The organism is Actinomadura monticuli (assembly GCF_041463655.1).
Taxonomy (GTDB): domain Bacteria; phylum Actinomycetota; class Actinomycetes; order Streptosporangiales; family Streptosporangiaceae; genus Spirillospora; species Spirillospora monticuli.
Genome location: NZ_JAXCEI010000005.1, coordinates 238,743 through 256,772, shown reverse-complemented (window position 1 = coordinate 256,772; position 18,030 = coordinate 238,743). Strand labels below are relative to the sequence as shown.

12 protein-coding genes and 1 pseudogene are annotated in these 18,030 nt (G+C 72.1%); 4 read left to right on the top strand and 9 right to left on the bottom strand.

What is annotated here, in order from left to right:
* Positions 1-357: 357 nt before the first annotated feature.
* The 6 genes from SM611_RS12975 to SM611_RS12950 form a co-directional block, all read right to left on the bottom strand.
* Positions 358-825, bottom strand: coding sequence for a MarR family winged helix-turn-helix transcriptional regulator (locus SM611_RS12975; protein WP_371949745.1), 468 nt, complete (start codon positions 823-825; stop codon positions 358-360).
* Positions 826-1,044: 219 nt separating this feature from the next.
* On the bottom strand, positions 1,045-2,616 hold the full coding sequence (locus SM611_RS12970) for an acyl-CoA synthetase (RefSeq protein ID WP_371949744.1): 1,572 nt from the start codon (positions 2,614-2,616) through the stop codon (positions 1,045-1,047).
* A 43-nt stretch (positions 2,617-2,659) separates the two neighbouring features.
* Entirely contained in the window at positions 2,660-3,817 is a 1,158-nt protein-coding gene (locus SM611_RS12965) for a thiolase family protein (RefSeq protein ID WP_371949743.1), read from the bottom strand.
* Positions 3,810-4,847, bottom strand: a complete 1,038-nt coding sequence (locus tag SM611_RS12960) for a thiolase family protein (protein WP_371949742.1) — start codon at positions 4,845-4,847, stop codon at positions 3,810-3,812. The genes SM611_RS12965 and SM611_RS12960 overlap by 8 nt, the downstream gene beginning before the upstream one ends.
* Positions 4,847-5,794 (bottom strand): Zn-ribbon domain-containing OB-fold protein, encoded by a 948-nt coding sequence (locus tag SM611_RS12955; RefSeq protein ID WP_371949741.1) that lies wholly within the window; start codon positions 5,792-5,794, stop codon positions 4,847-4,849. Before SM611_RS12955 ends, SM611_RS12960 begins: the two co-directional genes overlap by 1 nt.
* A complete protein-coding gene (locus SM611_RS12950; RefSeq protein ID WP_371949740.1) occupies positions 5,784-7,343 on the bottom strand; it encodes an acyl-CoA synthetase in 1,560 nt (519 codons plus the stop codon). The genes SM611_RS12955 and SM611_RS12950 overlap by 11 nt, the downstream gene beginning before the upstream one ends.
* Before the next feature lie 154 nt (positions 7,344-7,497).
* Here SM611_RS12950 and SM611_RS12945 point away from each other — a divergent pair, with 154 nt between their 5' ends.
* Complete coding sequence (locus tag SM611_RS12945; protein WP_371949739.1) at positions 7,498-8,310, top strand: crotonase/enoyl-CoA hydratase family protein; 813 nt, start codon at positions 7,498-7,500, stop codon at positions 8,308-8,310.
* Positions 8,311-8,473: 163 nt separating this feature from the next.
* Complete coding sequence (locus SM611_RS12940) at positions 8,474-8,884, top strand: hypothetical protein (protein WP_371949738.1); 411 nt, start codon at positions 8,474-8,476, stop codon at positions 8,882-8,884.
* A 66-nt stretch (positions 8,885-8,950) separates the two neighbouring features.
* Here the strand turns inward: SM611_RS12940 and SM611_RS12935 are convergent, their stop codons facing one another.
* Together SM611_RS12935 and pgfA are read right to left on the bottom strand one after the other, a co-directional pair.
* Entirely contained in the window at positions 8,951-10,060 is a 1,110-nt protein-coding gene (locus tag SM611_RS12935) for an NAD(P)H-dependent flavin oxidoreductase (RefSeq protein WP_371949737.1), read from the bottom strand.
* A 276-nt stretch (positions 10,061-10,336) separates the two neighbouring features.
* A complete protein-coding gene (pgfA, locus tag SM611_RS12930; protein WP_371949736.1) occupies positions 10,337-11,443 on the bottom strand; it encodes a cell envelope lipid trafficking protein PgfA in 1,107 nt (368 codons plus the stop codon).
* A 280-nt stretch (positions 11,444-11,723) separates the two neighbouring features.
* On the opposite strand from pgfA, the gene SM611_RS12925 reads away from it, so the two are divergent.
* Positions 11,724-12,437 carry a class I SAM-dependent methyltransferase gene (locus SM611_RS12925; RefSeq protein ID WP_371949735.1) on the top strand — a complete coding sequence of 238 codons (714 nt, stop codon included), beginning with the start codon at positions 11,724-11,726 and terminating at the stop codon, positions 12,435-12,437.
* Positions 12,434-13,654 (top strand): acyltransferase family protein, encoded by a 1,221-nt coding sequence (locus SM611_RS12920; protein ID WP_371949734.1) that lies wholly within the window; start codon positions 12,434-12,436, stop codon positions 13,652-13,654. The genes SM611_RS12925 and SM611_RS12920 overlap by 4 nt, the downstream gene beginning before the upstream one ends.
* A gap of 1,114 nt (positions 13,655-14,768) precedes the next feature.
* Here SM611_RS12920 and SM611_RS12915 read toward each other — a convergent pair.
* Positions 14,769-17,969: pseudogene (locus SM611_RS12915) on the bottom strand (alpha-(1->3)-arabinofuranosyltransferase domain-containing protein); the annotation flags it as partial.
* Between the last annotated feature and the right edge of the window lie 61 nt (positions 17,970-18,030).

Sequence of the window (18,030 nt, the reverse complement as noted above, 5' to 3'; positions counted from 1 at the left end):
CGGAGCGGTCACGTGTCAGATGTCGCCGGTTCGGCGGATTCGCGAAGTTCTCGGCAGGGCCAGATGTGAACTGACCGGTCGGTTCACATTGCCCGCGGAGGGTCGTGATGACGCCGGAGCACGAGACTCCGGGGACGGCTGCCGCGGCCGGGGGGACCGCCGCGGCCGTCTCCGGACCCGGCCCGACCGGCTCCGGGACTGGCGGGGGCCGTCCCGGAGCCGCGGGCCACCCTCCGCGTCCGCCGAAGCCCCAGCGCCGACCGCCACGTCCGAATGGGCACGGACGTCCGGGCTCGGGGGCTCGGGGTGCGCGGCTGGGCGCCTACCCGATCGAGACGAGCCCCGCTTCTCCGCCCGTCAGGAGAGGTCGCGGATCTCCTCGATGATGCCGGGCATCGCGGCGTTGTTCTCGGTGATCCAGCGCAGCAGGACGTCGATCTCCTCGGCCGTGTAGGTGGCCAGGCGCTCGTAGAAGGCGCGGGAGATCGGCTCGAAGTAGCGGCCGAACCCGGCGACGTTCTCCGCCACCAGCTCGATGATCACGCGGCGGCGGTCGTCGCGGTCGCGGGTGCGCTTGACGTACCCGGCGCGCTCCAGCCGGTCGATGACGGCGGTGATCGCGCCGCCGGTCGTGATGCCCATGAGCTGGGCGAGCTGCCCGGGGGTCTGCGGACCGTCCAGCATCAGCGCGTTCACGCACTGCGCGTCGGTGACGTTCAGCCCCGCCTTGCTCGCGGTGGCATGGTGGAGCAGCACGGTGAACATGGTGCTGCGCTGCATCGCCCGCCGCATCTCGTCCAGCCGCGCGCGATCCGGGGTCGACACGCCCACCTCTTTTCCGCGTCTCTCGATGGTAGAGAGCCTAGTGGCCGCATCCGGACAGAACCACCCGGGGACGGCCCGGCCGTGACGCACGCCGCACGCGCCGGTGATCGGAGCACTCCCAGGTCACCCCTATCATGGATTTTGTTAGGACCACTAACAGAGGTCCGCTCCTGGCCCCGAATCCCACGAAGGTTCGGGGCCGACCTCTACCGCGTCCCGCTACTTGGCCTCCTCCGCCACCTGCTTGGCCCACCGGTAGTCGGCCTTGCCCGCCGGGGAGCGCTTCATCTGCCCGACGAACGCGTAGACGCGCGGCACCTTGTAGCCCGACAGCTCGCGGCGGCAGTGCGCGTCCAGGTCCTCGGAGGACGGCGCGTCCCCGGACGGCTGGATCACCGCCGCGACGCGGTTGCCCCAGCGCTCGTCCGGGATACCGGTCACGACCGCGTCGTAGACGCCCGGGTGCCCCTTGAGGACGGCCTCGACCTCCTCCGGGAACACCTTCTCGCCGCCGGTGTTGATGGCCTGCGAGCCGCGCCCGTACACGGCGATCGACCCGTCCTCCTCGACGGTGGCGATGTCGCCGGTGAGCAGCCAGCGCTTGCCGTCCACCACCGGGAACGTCTTCGCCGTCTTCTCCGGGTCGTTGTAGTAGCCCTGCGCGATGTGCCCGGTGCGGGCGACCTGGCCGATGACGCCCGACCCCGGCTTGACGGGCTGGAGCGCGTCGTCCAGGACGGTCACGTTCTCCACGTCCGGCGCGAACCGCAGGCCCTTCTCCGGCGTGGAGCCGGCGACCGCCTCCGCCGTCGAGCCCGACTCGGTCGAGCCGAACCGGTCGAGGATCATGACGTTCGGCAGCAGCTTCTGGATGCGGTCCCGGACCGTCCCGGTGAAGATCGCGCCCGTGGAGACGTACGCGAACAGCGAGGACGTGTCGTAGTTCCCGCGCGCCAGCTCGTCCGCCATCGGGATCGCCATCGCGTCCCCGGTGATGGTCAGCGAGTTGACCTTCTCCCGCTCGATCGTCTCCCAGACGTCGACCGCGTCGAACTTGCGCGTGTACACGAGCGTCGCGCCCATGAACCAGGCGATCCACGTGGCCACCTGCGCCGCGCCGTGCATCAGCGGCGCGACCGGCATCATGATCAGCGGGCCGCCGTTGCGGGCGTTCTCCACGATGTCCTCGGGCCTGGACGGCCGCTCCACCGTCGGGTTCCAGAACGCGAAGATGATCTGCTCGGTCGACCACATGACGCCCTTGGGCATCCCGGTCGTCCCGCCGGTGTAGATGATGTACATGTCGTCGCCCGAGCGCGCCGGGAAGCCGTCGCGGGTGGCGTCGGCGCCCTTCAGAGCCTCGTCGTAGGCGACCGCGCCCGGAATGGCGGGCGCGCCGCCGACCGCGATGAGGTGCTTCAGCGCGGGCACCTGCGGGACGGTCGCGGCGACCCGATCCTCGAACTCGACGTCGTACAGCAGCGCGACGCTGTCGGAGTCCCGGTACACGTAGAGCAGCTCGCTCTCCACGTACCGGTAGTTGACGTTGATGGGCACGGCCCGGATCTTCAGCGCGGCCACCATCGCCGCCGCGTACTCGACGCCGTTGTAGAGCTGGACGGCGACATGCTGGCCGGGCTCGACGCCCGCGGCCTGCAGATGGTGCGCGAGCCGGTTCGCGTGCTCGTCCAGCTCGGCGAAGGTGAGCCGCTGGTCACCGCAGATCAGGGCGACACGGTCCCCTATCGCGTCCGCCAGTCCCTCGAACAGGTCAGCGTGGTTGTACTCCATCGGAGAGCCTCCGGAGGGGATATTCGCGCCGTTGAGTAAAGAATCAGGGCTTGTCGCTGCCGACGATCCACATCGCGAAGAACTGGGCGCCGCCACCGTAGGCGTGGCCGAGCGCGCGGCGCGCCCCGTCCACCTGGTGGTCGCCGGCCTGCCCGCGCACCTGCAGCGCGGCCTCCGCGAACCGGATCATCCCGGACGCGCCGATCGGGTTGGACGACAGCACGCCGCCGGACGGGTTCCACGGGATGTCGCCGTCGAACGCCGTCGCGCCCGCCTCGGTGAGCTTCCAGCCCTCGTTCTCGCCGCAGAACCCGAGGTTCTCCAGCCACATCGGCTCGTACCAGGAGAACGGGACGTACACCTCGGCGCAGTCGAGCTCGCTGCGCGGGTCGGTGATGCCGGCCTGCCGGTAGACGTCCGCCGCCGCGTCCTTGCCGCCCTGCGGGCTCACGCTGTCGCGCCCGGCGAACTGCATCGGCTCCGACCGCATCGACGTCCCGTGCACCCACGCGGGCCTGTTCGGAGCCTTCTTGGCGGCGTCCTCCGAGGCCAGCACCATCGCGCACGCGCCGTCCGACGACGGGCACGTCTCCAGGTAGCGGATCGGCTCCCACAGCATCGGCGTCGACTCGACCATCGCGCGGTCGATCCCGGGGATCTTCAGGTGCGCGTACGGGTTCCGCAGCGCGTTCTGCCGGTCCTTCACCGCGACGAGCATCCCGATGTGGTCGGGCGCGCCGGAGCGGGCCATGTAGGCGCGGATGTGCGGCGCGAAGTACCCGCCCGCCCCGACGACCAGGGACGTCGTGAACGGCCCGTTCACCGTCAGCGCCCACGTCGCGTTCGACTCCGACTGCTTCTCCCACGCGAGGGTGAGGACCCGCTCGTGGACGCCCGACTGGATCAGGTTCGCCGCGACGATCGCCGTGGACCCGCCGACCGAGCCGGCCGTGTGCACCCGCATCAGCGGCTTGCCGGTCGCGCCGAGCGCGTCCGCCAGGAACAGCTCCGGCATCACGACGCCCTCGAACAGGTCGGGCGCCTTGCCGACCACGATGGCGTCGATGTCCTTCCAGGTCAGCCCGGCGTCGTCGAGGGCGCGGCGGGCCGCCTCGCGCAGCAGGCCCGCCATCGAGACGTCCAGCCGCTTGGTCTTGTACTGGGTCTGCCCGATGCCGATGACCGCACAGGAATTAGCCATTGTTCTCTCCCGACAGCACGCAGACGAGGTTCTGCTGGAGGCAGGGGCCGGACGCGGCGTGCCCGAGCGCCCGGGACGCCGTCCCGTCGTGGATGCGGGCCGCGGCCTCGCCGATCCTGATGAGGCCCGCCGCCATCACCGGGTTCGCCGACAGCGCCCCGCCGGACGGGTTGACCGTCACCCCGTCGTCCAGTCCGAGCGCCTCGCGCAGGATCAGCTCCTCGTGGCTGAACTGCGCGTGCAGTTCCGCGACCTCGACCCCCGCCGCGCCGGCCTTCTCCCCCGCGATACGGGCCGCCGCCGAGACGGTCAGGTCGCGCACGCCGAGCGCGTGCGGCTCGGTGCGGTGGTCGATGCCGGTGATCCACGCGGGCCGCTCGCACAGCTCCCGCGCCGTGTCGCCGGCCGCGAGGACGATCGCCGCCGCGCCGTCGGTGATCGGCGCGATGTCGTAGGGGTGCAGCGGCGCCACGTCGTAGTCGTCGCCCTCGGGGTCGGGCAGGTGCAGCGCGAACGGGTTGTCGCGGCCGGACGCCCGGGACCGCGCCGCGACGGCGCGCAGGTCGTCCTCCTTGACCCCCGACTTCTCCATGTAGGCGCGGGCCTGCATCGCGGCCATCGACACCTGGTCCACGCCGAGCGGCGCCAGGTGGTACGGGTCGAGCTGCTGGCTCATGATCGCGCGCAGGTCGCCCTGGGACGACTTGCCGAACCCGTACACCAGCGCGGTGTCGACCGCGCCGGTCTGGAGCTTCACCCACGCCTCGTACAGCGCCCACGCGCCGTCCATCTCGACGTGGCTCTCGGAGATCGGCGGCCACGCGCCGAGCGTGTCCAGCGCCGACACGAACGCGAACGGCGCGCCCTGCAGGTAGTCGCACGAACCCGAGCACGTGAAGCCGAAGCGCGACAGCCCGGTCCGCTCCTTGATCTCCGTGATCACCGGCAGGACGATCTCGGTCTCCGCGAGCCCCTGGTCCGCACCGCTGTGATGGCTCTGTGCGAAGGCGACGACTGCGACATCACGCATTACATGAAGTCCTTGATCTCTTCGAAGGGGACGTCGGGCTCGTCGATGGGCTCGAACCACTTGATGTTGGCCATCGACCGGTCCCACTCCTCGCGGGGCCGCCACGCCGCCTTCACCCGCATCCCCATCCGCACCTGGTCGGCCGGGATGCCCGCGACGAGCGTCAGCATCGTCAGGCCGGCGCCGTCCAGCAGGACGTAGGCCGACACGAACGGCACCTCGGGCGCGCGCGGGTCGGGGATGTTGTTGACCGCGAAGGTGGTGACCGTCCCGGTGTCGGGCAGCTCCACCTCCTCGGACGTGGGCACGCCGTCGCGGGTGCAGAACCCCTTCATCGGCACGATGACCTTGTCGCACACCGGGCAGCGGTGGCCGAGGATCCGGCCCTCGGCGATGCCCTCCAGGAACCGTCCGAGCGCCTGCCCGCCCTTCAGCCGGTACTCCAGCGCCGCCTGCGGGTTGATCATGGTGACCTCGGGCAGGAAGCACTCGATGTCGCCGATCGTCCCGGTCCGCTCCGCGCGGTACTTCGGCCGCACCCGCATCCCCGTCTTCAGGAACTTCGGCGGCTTCGCCCCCGGCTCGAAGACGCCGAGGTCGAGCGCGTGCAGCAGCGCGGTGTCGGCGCCGTCCGGACGGATCAGCGCCCACGCGAACGGGCGGTCGAACGGGTGCTCCTTGGCCGGGCGCGGCACCCACGACCAGGTCGTGACCGTGCCGGCGGGGCCGACCTCGACGAACTCGTCCGTCACGTCCTCGCCGGTCTCGGGGTCGCACTCCTGCGGCGGGACGAGCACCCGGCCGCCCGCCGTGCGGACGCCGACCATCCGGCCGTCGCGCAGCTCGCTCAGGAAGCGCCCGATCACCGGGCCGACCGAGCGGGTGTAGCCGCCGGGGAACGCGACGACGTGGTTCGGGGCGTCGGACGGCACCGTGTTAGATGGCACTGTCGCGGTCCTTCCAGTACGGGTCCCGCAGCTTGCGCTTGAGGAGCTTTCCGTTGGGCTCGCGCGGCATCGACTCGATGAAGTCGACGGTCTTCGGCCACTTCATCCGGGCGAGCCGGCCCTCCAGCGACGCGAGGATCTCGTCGGCGAGGTCCGTGCCGGGCTCGACGCCCTCGGCGGGCTCGACGACGGCCTTGATCTGCTCGCCCCACTCCTCGTCCGGGATGCCGAACACGGCGACGTCCGCGACCTTCGGATGCAGGATGATCTCGTTCTCGATCTCGGCCGGGTAGATGTTCGCGCCACCCGAGATGATCATGTCGGCCTTGCGGTCGGACAGGAACAGGAACCCGTCCTCCGTCAGGTAGCCGATGTCGCCGACGGTGAAGAAGTCCTTGAGGCGGTTCTTCTCCGTCTTCTCCTTGTCGCCCTTGTACTCGAACTCGACGCCGGCCATCTTCATGTAGATCGTGCCGGGCGTCCCGGTCGGGACGGGCTCGCCGTCGTCGTCCACGATGAGCAACTCGCTGATCGGCCACGCGTTGCCGACCGTGCCCGGGTGGGCGCGCCAGTCGGCCGGGCTGGCGATCGTCCCGCCGCCCTCGGTCGCCGCGTAGTACTCCCAGATGCAGTCGCCCCACCAGTCGAGCATCTGCTGCTTGATCGGCACCGGGCACGGCGCCGCGGCGTGGATCGCGTGCTTCATGCTCGACACGTCGTACCGGGACCGGACGTCCTCCGGCAGCGACAGCAGCCGCTTGAAGTGGGTCGGGACCATGTGGGTGTTGCTCACACCGTGTTCTTGGATCAGTCTGAGGGTGTCTTCGGCGTCCCACTTGTCCATGTAGACGAGCGTGTGGCCCATCTGCAGGGCGGTGCCGCCGAACTGGGTGACGGCCGTGTGGTAATTAGGCGAGGTGATCAGATGGGCCTGCTGCTCGCCCCCCGCCGGGCGCCCCGGGGTGATGCCGAACAGGCCGAGCAGGAACGTCATCAGCTCGGCGCTGTCGTCGGGGTCGATGCCCATCAGCGCGCGCTTGACGCCCTTCGGCCGCCCGGTCGTCCCGGACGTGTAGTGCATGGTGGCGCCGTTGCTGCGGTCGTCCGGGAGGGTGTCGGGCTGCCCGTCGACCAGTTCGCCGACCGGGCGGAAGCCCTCGACGTCCCCGAACGCGAACCGGCGGTGGGCCTCGATCTCCTCACCGGCCCGCACGCCCTCCTTGGCGTACCGTTCGTGGACGAAGAACGCCTTGGACTCGCTGTCGGAGACGATGTAGCCGATCTCCGGCCCGGTCAGGTGCCAGTTGATCGGCGTGTAGTACCAGCCGGCCTGCAGCGCCGCCAGGTACAGCACGAGGCCGTCGGCGCCGTTCGGGACGAGCCCGCAGATGCCGTCGCCCTTCTCCAGACCCAGCGCGCGCAGCCCGTGGACGAGGCGGTTCGCGCGGGCCAGCAGATCGCCCGCCGTGTGCTTCGTCCCGTCCGGATCGACGCACGCGATCCACTCGGGATCGGCCTGCGCCAGCCGCCAAAAGCCCAATGACCCCATCGGCACTCCCCTACGTGATCACGGTGAGCACCGTCCCACGGCGGTACTCGGCGAGGAAAGTAGATCACGTTCTCGTTTTGGAGTTCAACCCCTACCGGTAGGGCTAATGCTTAACTAGAATCTGTTCTCGTTTGGAATCTGAGCTGGAGGAACCATGGCGGAACGGCTGCCGATCAGCACCGAGCACTGCATCGTCGAGCGCGACGGGCACGTCGTCACCGTCACGATGAACCGCCCGGAGGCGCGCAACGCGCTCAGCACCGCGATGCTGGTCGGTCTCGCCGACGCCTGGGCCTACATGTCGGACACGCCCGAGGTCCGCGTCGGCATCCTCACCGGAGCCGACGGCACCTTCTGCGCCGGGGCCGACCTGAAGGCGATGAGCCAGCCGTCCTCCGACCCCCGCGTCCAGGAGCGCGCCGCGCAGATCACCGACTACCACTGGAAGGGCCTGCTGCGCGACGGCCGCCCGACCAAGCCCCTCATCTGCGCCATCGAGGGCTACGCCGTCGCCGGCGGCACCGAACTGCTCGCCGGCACCGACCTGCGCGTCGTCGCCGAGGGCGCCACCCTCGGCCTGTTCGAGGCCAAGCGCGGACTGTTCCCCATGGGCGGCAGCGCCGTCCGCCTGCCCCGCCAGATCGGCTACGCCGCCGCGCTCGACATCCTGCTCACCGCCCGCGAGGTGACCCCGCAGGAGGCGCTCGCCATGGGGCTGATCAACAAGGTCGTCCCGGACGGGCAGGCGCTCGCCGCGGCCCGCGAGATGGCCGACCAGATCGCCGCGTGCGCGCCGCTGTCCGTCCAGGCGATCCTGCGCGCCGTCCGCGAGACCGAGCACCTCTCCGAGGAGGACGCCCTCAAGATCTCCGACGAGATCGGCTGGCCCGTCTTCGCCTCCGAGGACGCCAAGGAGGGCTCCAAGGCGTTCAAGGAGAAGCGTCCGGCCGTCTACCACGGCAAGTAGCCCGGCCCCACCCGCGCACCGCCCGGCCGCCCGAACGCGGCCGGGCTCTGGCGCCCTCGATCCGGGCGCATTATCGGGCGTCCGTAATTCGCCCGGAGTTTGCGGGGACCCGTCCGTGGCATCGCTTGGGGGCCAACCGAGTCACGGAAGGACTGAGCAGGCCATGGCCTTGCAGATACGACGCAGACGGCCGGAGACCACGCAGGAGGCGCCGCGGCGGCCGTGGCCGCGCCGGCGCCCGGCCGCGGACGACACCGGGAAGACCGTGGTGGTCGAGCGGAAGCCCGCCCGGTGGCGGCGCACCAGGCCGAACCCCGTCAGCATGATGATCATGGCGGCGGGCTGGGCCGCCGCCGCCGTCCTCGCCCTCGGAATGCTGCTGACCTGGGGCGACGCGAACCCGGACAACACCCTCGTGGACGCCACCCTCGACGCGGGCCGCTGGCTCGCCACCCCGTTCCATGACGCCTTCACGCGGACCGACCCCGAGCAGCAGCTCTACATCAACTGGACGATCGCCGGTGTCGTCTACTACGTCCTCGCCCGCGCCCTGTCCTGGATGACGCGGTTCTGAACGCGGCGAGGCCCCGGCCGGCGCTCGGGGGGACGGCGCCGGCCGGGGCCTCTTCGGGGCGGGTGGTCAGGCTTCGGTGATCGTGTTGAGTCGCTCCAGCGCCTCGACGTACTCCTCGATCAGGTCGTAGACCACCTGGGCGGCCGGCCGGACCTGGTTCATCGAGCCGACGATCTGGCCGACCGGGAAGGTGACCAGCTCGCCGTCGCCGGAGCGCTGGATGCGCGGCAGGGCGTCCGCGATCAGCATGAACTGCAGCGGCATCGGCAGGTAGCCGGGGGACTTCTCGCTCTCCCACGCCTCCGTCCACGCGGTCTTGAGGAACCGCGCGGGCTTGCCCGTCCAGGCACGGGACCGGACGGTGTCGCGGGACGTGGCGTTGAGCAGCTTCGGCAGCGCCCGCTCGGGCGTGTCGGCCTCGTCGACGGTCAGCCAGATGGAGCCCGTCCAGACGCCGTCGGCCCCGAGCGCCATGCCCGCGGCCATCTGCCGGCCCCGCCCGATGCCGCCGGCCGCGAGCACGATGGTGTCCTCGCCGACGGCGTCCACGACCTCGGGGATCAGCACCATCGTGGACACGTCGCCGGTGTGCCCACCGGCCTCGGTGCCCTGCGCGACGATGATGTCGACGCCGACCTCGACCTGCTTGCGAGCGTGCCGCGCGTTGGACGCGAGCCCCGCGACCTTGACGCCGTGCTCGTGGGCCTGCTCGACGACGTCGGCCGGGGGCGGCCCGAGCGCGTTGGCCAGCAGCGCGATCGGATGCTTGAGCGCGACCTCGACCTGCGGCCGGGCCGTCTGGTCCGTCCACCCCAGCAGCGCCTTCGTCGCCGTGTCGGTGGACGGCTCGACGCCGTGCTCGGCGAGCAGATCCTCGAGGAACTTCCTGTTCTCCGCGGGGATCATGCCCTGCAGCTTGCCGAGCATCTCCTCCGCGTCGCCCAGGTCGGCGCCCTCGTACTTGGCGGGCATGACGACGTCCACGCCGTAGGGCTTGCCGCCGACATGCTCGTCGATCCACTTGAGCTCGAGTTCGAGCTCCTCGGGGGTGAAGTGCAGGGCGCCGAGGACGCCCATGCCGCCGGCGCGGCTCACCGCCGCGACGACATCGCGGCAGTGACTGAACGCAAAGATCGGGTACTCGATGCCGAATAGTTCGGTGACTCGTGTCCGCACAGCCTCGACCCTAAGCGCGCGCCAGCAAAACTGCAACAGGTTCTACTTACAAACCTCCCACCCTTTCCCCTCAACACCCCCGGCCCCCACCCGTGACTAGAACACGTATCACCACCTTGCCCCCGGACATGCCCGCACCCCGGGGCCCGCGGTCAGGGCTCGGGCGGGGCGCGCCGGAACCCGCCGGGTGCGCTGGGGCGGGCGCGGAAGCCGCGCCGCGTCAGCGAAGGTCAGCGAAGGTCAGCGAAGGTCGTCGGAGGCGGAGGCGGAGGCGGGTCAGCGGCGTTTGGTGCCGGCGGCCTTGCGTTGCTGGCGCTGGCTGCCGGGCGCCTGGCGGCGGGGTTCGGATGAGGCCGGGGACGGCGGGGTGGGGCGCGGCGGCTGGGGCCCCGGCGGGGTCATGTCGCCGAACTTGCCGTCGGCGCGGCGTGGGGCCTCGATGGGGGGCGGCTCGCGGCGGGCGAGACCGAGGAAACCCCCGACGAACAGGAGGATCAGCCCGAAGAAGATGGCTCCGGCGGGGACATAGCTGCGCACCATGTCGATCTGCAGGGCCTTGCCGTTGGCCGTGTCGACCATGGCCTTCTGGTCCTTGTCGACGCTGACCAGGTCGGCCTGGGCGACGATCATCTTGCCCTTGCCGTCCGCCGTCTGGACGGTGCTGCGGATGTTCTTGCGGTGCTTCACCGGGATGCCGGTGCGCGGGTCGACCCAGACGGTGTTGTACGCCTCGGTGTAGCGGTCGACCTTCTGGTCGCCGGCGTCCTCGGGCAGGCCCAGCATCTTGGCGGGCAGCTTGGTGTCGAGCGCGGCGGTCTTCGTCAGCGGGATCGTCTGCGTGAACCGGTACGTGGTGAGCCCGTGGACCTTCTCGACCTCGCCGAACTGCATCGGCGCGGACTGCTTGGTCGTCGTGTCGAAGAACGGGTAGTCGCGCTTCTGCACGTTCGCGATCGGGAACAGCAGCCCGTAGCCCGACATCCGGACGGTGTTGTCGCCGTCGACGTTGACGCCGCAGCAGTTGACCAGCACGCCCGTCCGGCGGTCGAAGGCGATGCGGAAGCCCTGCATCTGGACGGGCTTGTCCGGCTTCGCCTGGTCGTAGATGTTGGTGGTGGAGTCCCAGACCGCGATGTCGTTGTCGCCCTCGTTGGCGCGGACGTCACCGCGGACGGTGTTCTTCGCCAGCAGGGTGACACCGGTCTTGGTCTTCAGCTCCGCCTGGTCGAAGTACGTCGCGTTCTTCGACTCCAGGAGCGTCACCTGGTACTGGTTCAGCGGCGCGACGACCACCTGGTCGGCCACGTAGAAGCGGACCAGCGGGGCGAGCGCCAGGAAGAAAGCACCCAGGCCGATCAGGACCAGGCCGACCGGTCGCCGCATGAACACCTCCGGGGCTGCCGTGATCTCAACGGCCGAGGGGCCGGGTCCGGCATGTCCGGATTACCCTACAGGACCATTGAAATCGGCCGTCCAATAAGAGTAAACACCGTGTCCCCGGCCGGGGGCGGCGGGCTCACCTCAGGTGGGACGGAGTGGCCGCCGCTCGGGGTACCGGCCGGTAAGCTCCGCGTTACTTCGGTGCGACGACTTGGTGAGGTGGTCCTTGGCCTCGGCGGCACACGGTGAGTCCGCGGCGTTCGCCCCCCGGCACTGTGCGACGTTGGCGCGGTCGGTGCGGTTGCTGAGCGCGTTCCGCCGCGAGCGGAGCAAGCCCGAGTACTTCTACGACCTCATGGCCCGCGACACCGTCGCGCAGCTCGGCTCGTACACCGACCTCGACGGCGCGACGGTCATCGACGTGGGGACGGGCTTCGGGTTCTTCGCGCGGGCGCTGGCCGCGGCGGGGGCCCGGTGCACGGGCATCGATCACGACCTCGGGGAGCTGACCGCGCACGGGGCCGCCGAGTCGAACCAGCTGGTCGCGAGCGCGTTGGCGCTGCCGTTCCGGACGGGGTCCGCCGACGTGTGCTTCTCGTCCAACGTCCTGGAGCACGTGCCGCGGCCGTGGCGGATGGCCGACGAGATGGTGCGGGTCACGAAACCGGGCGGGACGGTCTTCCTGTCGTTCACCAACTGGCTGTCCCCGTGGGGCGGGCACGAGACCTCGCCGTGGCACTACCTGGGCGGCGACCGGGCGGCCCGCTGGTACGAGCGCCGGACGGGACGCCCGCCGAAGAACCGCTACGGGCTCAGCCTGCACCCCGTGTCGGTGTCGTCGGCGCTGGCCTGGGCGAGGCGGAAGGAGGACGTGCGGGTCCTGGACGCCCTGCCCCGCTACCATCCGCGCTGGGCGGAGAAGATCGTCCATGTTCCGGGGCTCAGGGAGATCGCCACCTGGAACCTCGTCCTCGTCCTGCGCAAGCAGGGGCCGTGAGACCGCCGCCGCCGCCGATCTCCGGCCACCAGGACACGCTCGACGGGCTGCGGGCGGTGGCGGCGCTCGCCGTCCTCGTCTTCCACGTCGCCAGCGCGGCCGGGTCCATCACCAACCCGGACGGGCCGCGGTGGCTGTTCAACGGCGGCCAGGTCGGCGTGCCCATCTTCTTCACGCTGTCGGGGCTGCTGCTCTACCGCCCGTGGGCGGCAGCCGCCCTGGACGGGCGGGCCGCCCCGCGCACGATGGAGTACCTGCGCAAGCGGGTGTTCCGCATCATGCCCGCCTACTGGGCCGTGATCGTCGTCTACATGGCCACGGCGGGACGAGACCACATCGGCGACCCCGTCACGTGGGTCTCGCTGCTCACGCTCACGCAGACGTACCTGCCCGACCCGTGGTGGAACAGCGACCTGGGGCCGGCGCATCTCGGGCAGTTCTGGAGCCTCGTCGTCGAGGTCGGCTGGTACGTCACGCTGCCGTTCACCGCCGCCGTCCTCGCCTGGTACGCGCGCCGCGTCCGGACGCACGACGTCGGCGTCCGGGCCCGGCGGCTGCTGGTCGGCATCGGCGTGTACGCGTCGCTGTCGCTCCCCTGGACCGCCGCCATGTTCGTCCCGGAGCGGCACTCGCAGATGGGGCTGTGGCTTCCGCGGTACTTCGTCTGGTTCGCGATCGGGATGGCGCTCGCGGTCGTGACCGTCTGGGCCCGGCTGGACGAGCGGCGCCCGGTCGCGGCGCTGTGCCGGGCCGTGTCGGACTCGTGGGGCGCGTGCTGGGCCGCCGCGGCGATGCTGTACGTGGTGGCCGCGACACCCGCGGGAGGCCCGCTCAGCCTGCAGACGCCGGACCGTTTCTGGACGTCGACGCTGCATCTCGTCCTGTTCGGGGCGTGCGCGGCGGCGCTGGTGGCGCCGGTCGCGCTGGCGCCGGCCGGGCAGCCCGCGCTCGGCGCGATCCTCGGCAACCGGGTGATGCGGTTCCTCGGCCGGATCTCCTACGGCGTGTTCCTCTGGCAGCTCCTCATCATCGTCGCCTGGTACGACGTGACGGACCGGGGCTTCCGCGGGGACGTCGCGACGGATCTGCCGCTGATGGCCGCGGCGTCCATCGCAGCGGGGACCCTGAGCTACTACCTGGTGGAACGGCCGGTCCACCTGCTGACCCGGCGCCGGGACCGGGCCCGCCCGGCCCCTGCCCGGGTGCCGTCCAGCTGAGCGAGATCGGCCCGCCGGAGTCGCCGCCGCCGCGCGGCTTCGGCCGCCACAGCTCGACCGCGATCCGGCCGATCACCGCGAGCCCGAGCAGCTGGGGCGCGATGTCGCCGACCGGCCCGGACGGGGCGGCGGGATTGTCGAGCAGGTCGAACCGCATCGCGGCGGCGAGGCAGCCGGCGCCGGCGACCATGACGATCGCGATCGTCCACGGGGAGGCGAGCGAGCGCAGCGCGGCGGAGCGGCGGGTGCGGGCCCACCCGCAGACGACCGCGACGCCGAGGGTGACGGCGGCGCCGGGCGCCCCGGCGATCCAGCCGCCGAGCGCGGCGGCGAGCCCGATCGCCGCCCACGCGGGCCAGCCCGTCCCGGCGACCCGGGCGCGCGGGTCGGGACGGCGCCGACCCGCCCGGCCCGCGCCCGGCCAGAGCGCGGCGATCAGCAGGACGAGGAGCAGGTTGAGGCCGGCGACGACGGCGATCCGCTGGGCGCGGTCGGGCGTGTAGGTCAGCTCGACGGCGCCGCTGGTGCCCGCGGGGACGAGCCAGCCCTGCTTCCACCCGTCGAGCCGGACGGGCCGCAGCTCGGCGCCGCCGGCGGTCGCGCGCCAGCCGGTGTTGAAGTTCTCGTTGACGGCGAGGAACGAGGCGGTGGCGGCGTCCACCTCCAGCTCGCGGGAGCTGGAGCCCCAGCTGACGACCTTGACCTGCTGCGGCGGCCGTCCGGCGGCGTCCGGCCCCGGCTTGGTTCCGACCGTCACGGTGTCGAGGCGGTAGGTGTCGAACGGCACCGAGGTCAGCTGGTTCTGGCCTCGGGCGAGCACGGCCTGCTTGCACGCGGAGAACCGGAGCGGGCGGCCCGCGAGCAGGTCGCCGAGCGTCCCGGACGCCTTCGTCTGGATCGTCCCGGCCTGCTTGGCCCCGGTCTTCCTGCCGCCCGTCCGCCCGGCTCCCGCCTGGGCGGCACCGGACGCGGGCGCGGCGACCCGCAGCTTGGGGCCGTATCCGCACGGGAGTTGCAGCGGGTAGGTGCGGACGTCCGGGAACGGCTTCACGCCGGGGACGGTCAGCTCGGCGAGCTGCACCGGCTGGGTCCGGCCGTCGCGGAAGAAGGTGACGGTCAGCCGGTCGGTGGTCATCGGCGCGAACGCCAGCGTGCCCTTCTCGTCCGACAGGCCCTCCCGGCTCTGGCCGTTCGCTCCCTCGACCCGCAGCCGGACCGGGCCGGCCGCGCCGGGCGGCCGCGTGGCCGTCACCGTGGACACCCGCCGGCGTCCCGTCCACTGGACGGTGTAGGCGGGCTCCTCGTCCTTCTCCCCCGCGATCCAGGACGTGGCCGGGTCGCCGTCGAAACCCGATCTGGGCTGGCCGGCCGGGTGGCCGGACAGCGTTGAGCTCGCGGCGACGACCGGCTGGCCGTGCACGGCCGTGTACTGGTCGACGAGCCGCTGGTCGGTGAGGACGGCCGTCCCCGTGACGGGCGCCTTGCCGGTCACCGCCGACGTGAACGTCCGGTCGAAGCCCGAGCCCTCCTCGTCGCCGGACCCGAGGGACGGCGAGCACACCCAGCGCCGCGCGCCCTTCATGCATTCGGCCATCGCGCCCGGCGCGCGGCTCATCACGTACGTGGCCGGGCCCTCGATGCCGCCGGGCGCGGGCATCGCGTAGGTGCGGGTCGGCGTCACGCCGCCGATGGACACCTCCGCGATCGCCGCGCGCGCGAACGCGGGGACGATCGGCTTCGAGGCGAGCGCGGTGACGCGCAGCCGCAGCCAGCGGGTCGGCCCGTCCGGTGCGCGGAGCGCCTGCGGGTTGGCGCTCTTCTGCACGTCCTGCTCCAGCGTCCCGGTCTCGGTCTCGACGGCGACGCGCGACACCGGCGGCCCGAGGGCGCCGTTCTGCACGAACGTGGCGGTCAGGTTCCGGACGTCGCGGGCCTTGTCGAAGTCGACGCGCAGCCACTGCCCGGACGGCCCGTTCCAGCCGCCGGTCTCCCAGGCCGTCAGCCGGTTGCCGTCGAACGCGGCATAAGGGGTCGCCTCGGGTTTGCGCGCCTGCGGGATCGCGTCGTCACCGGCCGCCGACGTGGACGCCGTGACGTCGCGGACGCCGCCGCCATAGGAGACGTGGGTCGTGTACCGCTTCCAGCCCTTGTCGAGGACGTCGGTCGCCTCGCCCCTGCGCGCGGCCGACAGCGCCTCGGACGTCTGGTGCAGCTCGCCGAAGTTGCGGCGCAGCAGCCGGGGCGAGTCGGTCACGACCGGGGTGCCGCCCAGGTCGCGGGCGTCGTCGTCCAGCAGGACGGGCCCCTCGGGCAGCGCCTCGTCGTCGGCCATGGCGAGCAGCGACTCGGGCCCGCCGTACACGCGGACGGGTCTCGACGCGTCGGCCAGGTTCGCGACGTCGCCGGCGCCCTCGACCTCGTAGACCTCCAGCGGCGGGTACTTCTGGTCGACGGCCGTCACCGCGTCGTCGTTGTCGCCGCCGACGGGCACGCCGAACGACGCCACCCGCCGCATGCCGGGCGAATCACCCAGAGCCTGGTGGAGGCGGGCCGGCCAGGCGCCGCGCAGCGTCTCCCGCCGCAGGTCATTGCGGACCAGGACGTACCGGACGCCCATCCGGCCCAGGAACGCGCTCAGCCCCGGCGAGCCCTGCCCGGAGCGCACCTGCTGGTCGATGGCGTCGAGCGCCCGCGTGTACCCGGGCGACCCGGCCGGGACGAGCTGCCGGACGCCCCACCGCGCCGTCAGCAGCGGCTGGACGATGTCGTCCATCGGGCGGCCCCACAGGTACTCGCCGAACGGCGCCCCGGGGACGGCGAGCACCCCCTGCTGGCCGGCCCGCGCGTTGATCCAGGACGCTGCGTCCCGCCAGTACTTCGGCACCTCCCGGAACTCGCCGGGCCCGGACAGGCCGTGCGAGACGGCGGTGAGCCCGATGCCGCCGAGCGCGACGGCGGCGGCGACGGGCAGGCTGACCACCGACCGGACCGTCAGGCCGAACACCGGCCCGGTCCCGTCGCTCAGCCCGCGCACACCGCCGCTCCGCGGGTCCCGGGCGTGCTGGAGGCGCCGGCCGGCGGCGGCGAGCAGGTGGGCGAGGCCGAACGCGAGCGGCAGCCGGACGACCGCGTCGAACTTGTGCAGGTTGCGCAGCGGCGCGAGCGGGCCGTCCAGCAGGTCGCGGAGCTGCGCGGCGAACGGGCCCGGCAGGTCGCTGATGTGGCCCATCGACACGATGGCGACCCCGGTCAGCAGCGTGAGCAGCAGGAACGTCCGCTCGGGCAGCAGCCGGCCGAGCAGCCCGGCGAGGCCGAGCGCCGCGACGACCCCGGTGCAGACGATCGGGACCGGGCCGAGCGAGAGGCCGTGCCCGACCGGCCACCAGACCTGGCCGTCGACGATCAGGTAGTTGACCCAGCGCTCCGCGCCGCGCAGCACGTTGATCAGGCCGGTCGGCCCGGTCGTGGTCTCGGCCTTCTCGGTGTAGGTCAGCCAGGAGAACCCGTACGTGCCGGTGAGCAGCAGCGGCGCGAGCCACCAGGCGGTCGCGGCGCCGGCGGCCGCCGACCACCACGCGAGCATCCGGACGCGGAACGACCCGCGCGGCCGCGTCACGATGTACATGAACGGGACGACGAGGACGGCGACGGTCGCGGTCGCGTTGATGCCGCCGCAGCAGGCGATCGCGAGACCGGACCGGGCCGCCGCCTTCAGCCGCCCGCTCTCCCCGGACGCGGCGGAGACCAGCGGCAGGACGATCCACGGCAGCATCGCGACCGGCAGGTACTCCGAGGAGATCTGGCCGAGCGTCGCCAGCCCGTTCGGGGCGAGCGCGTACGCCATCGCGGCGAACGCGCGGGTGCCCTGGCCGCGCCCGTCCGGGCCCGTCCCGCCGATGCCGAGCCGCCCGGCCAGCCGCCACGTGCCGGTGAACGCCAGGCACATCAGCAGCGCCAGCCAGAACCGCTGGGTGATCCAGGCGGGCATCCCGGCGAGGTCGCCGAGCGCGAAGAACGGGCCCATCGGGAACAGGTAGCCGACGGCCTGGTTCTGCAGCTGGCCGAACTGCTCCGGGTCCCACAGGTGGAGGGCGCGGCCGAGGAACCCGAGCGGGTTCACCGCCATGTCGATCTTGGTGTCGGCGAGGATCGCGCCGGGCCTGGTGCCGAACGCGATCGCGGTCAGCGCGAGGCAGCAGGCCAGGCCGCGCAGCCGCTCGCGCAGCCGCGCGGCGGCGTCCGGGCCGCCCGGCCCGCCGGGGGCGGGCTGACGGGACGCGCCGGCGCGGGGCGGATTCGCCTCTCCCACGGCCATGCTCGCCCTCTGCCCCTCTCCACGCTCCGCTGCGACGCCCGCTCTTCGGCGACGCCGTGCT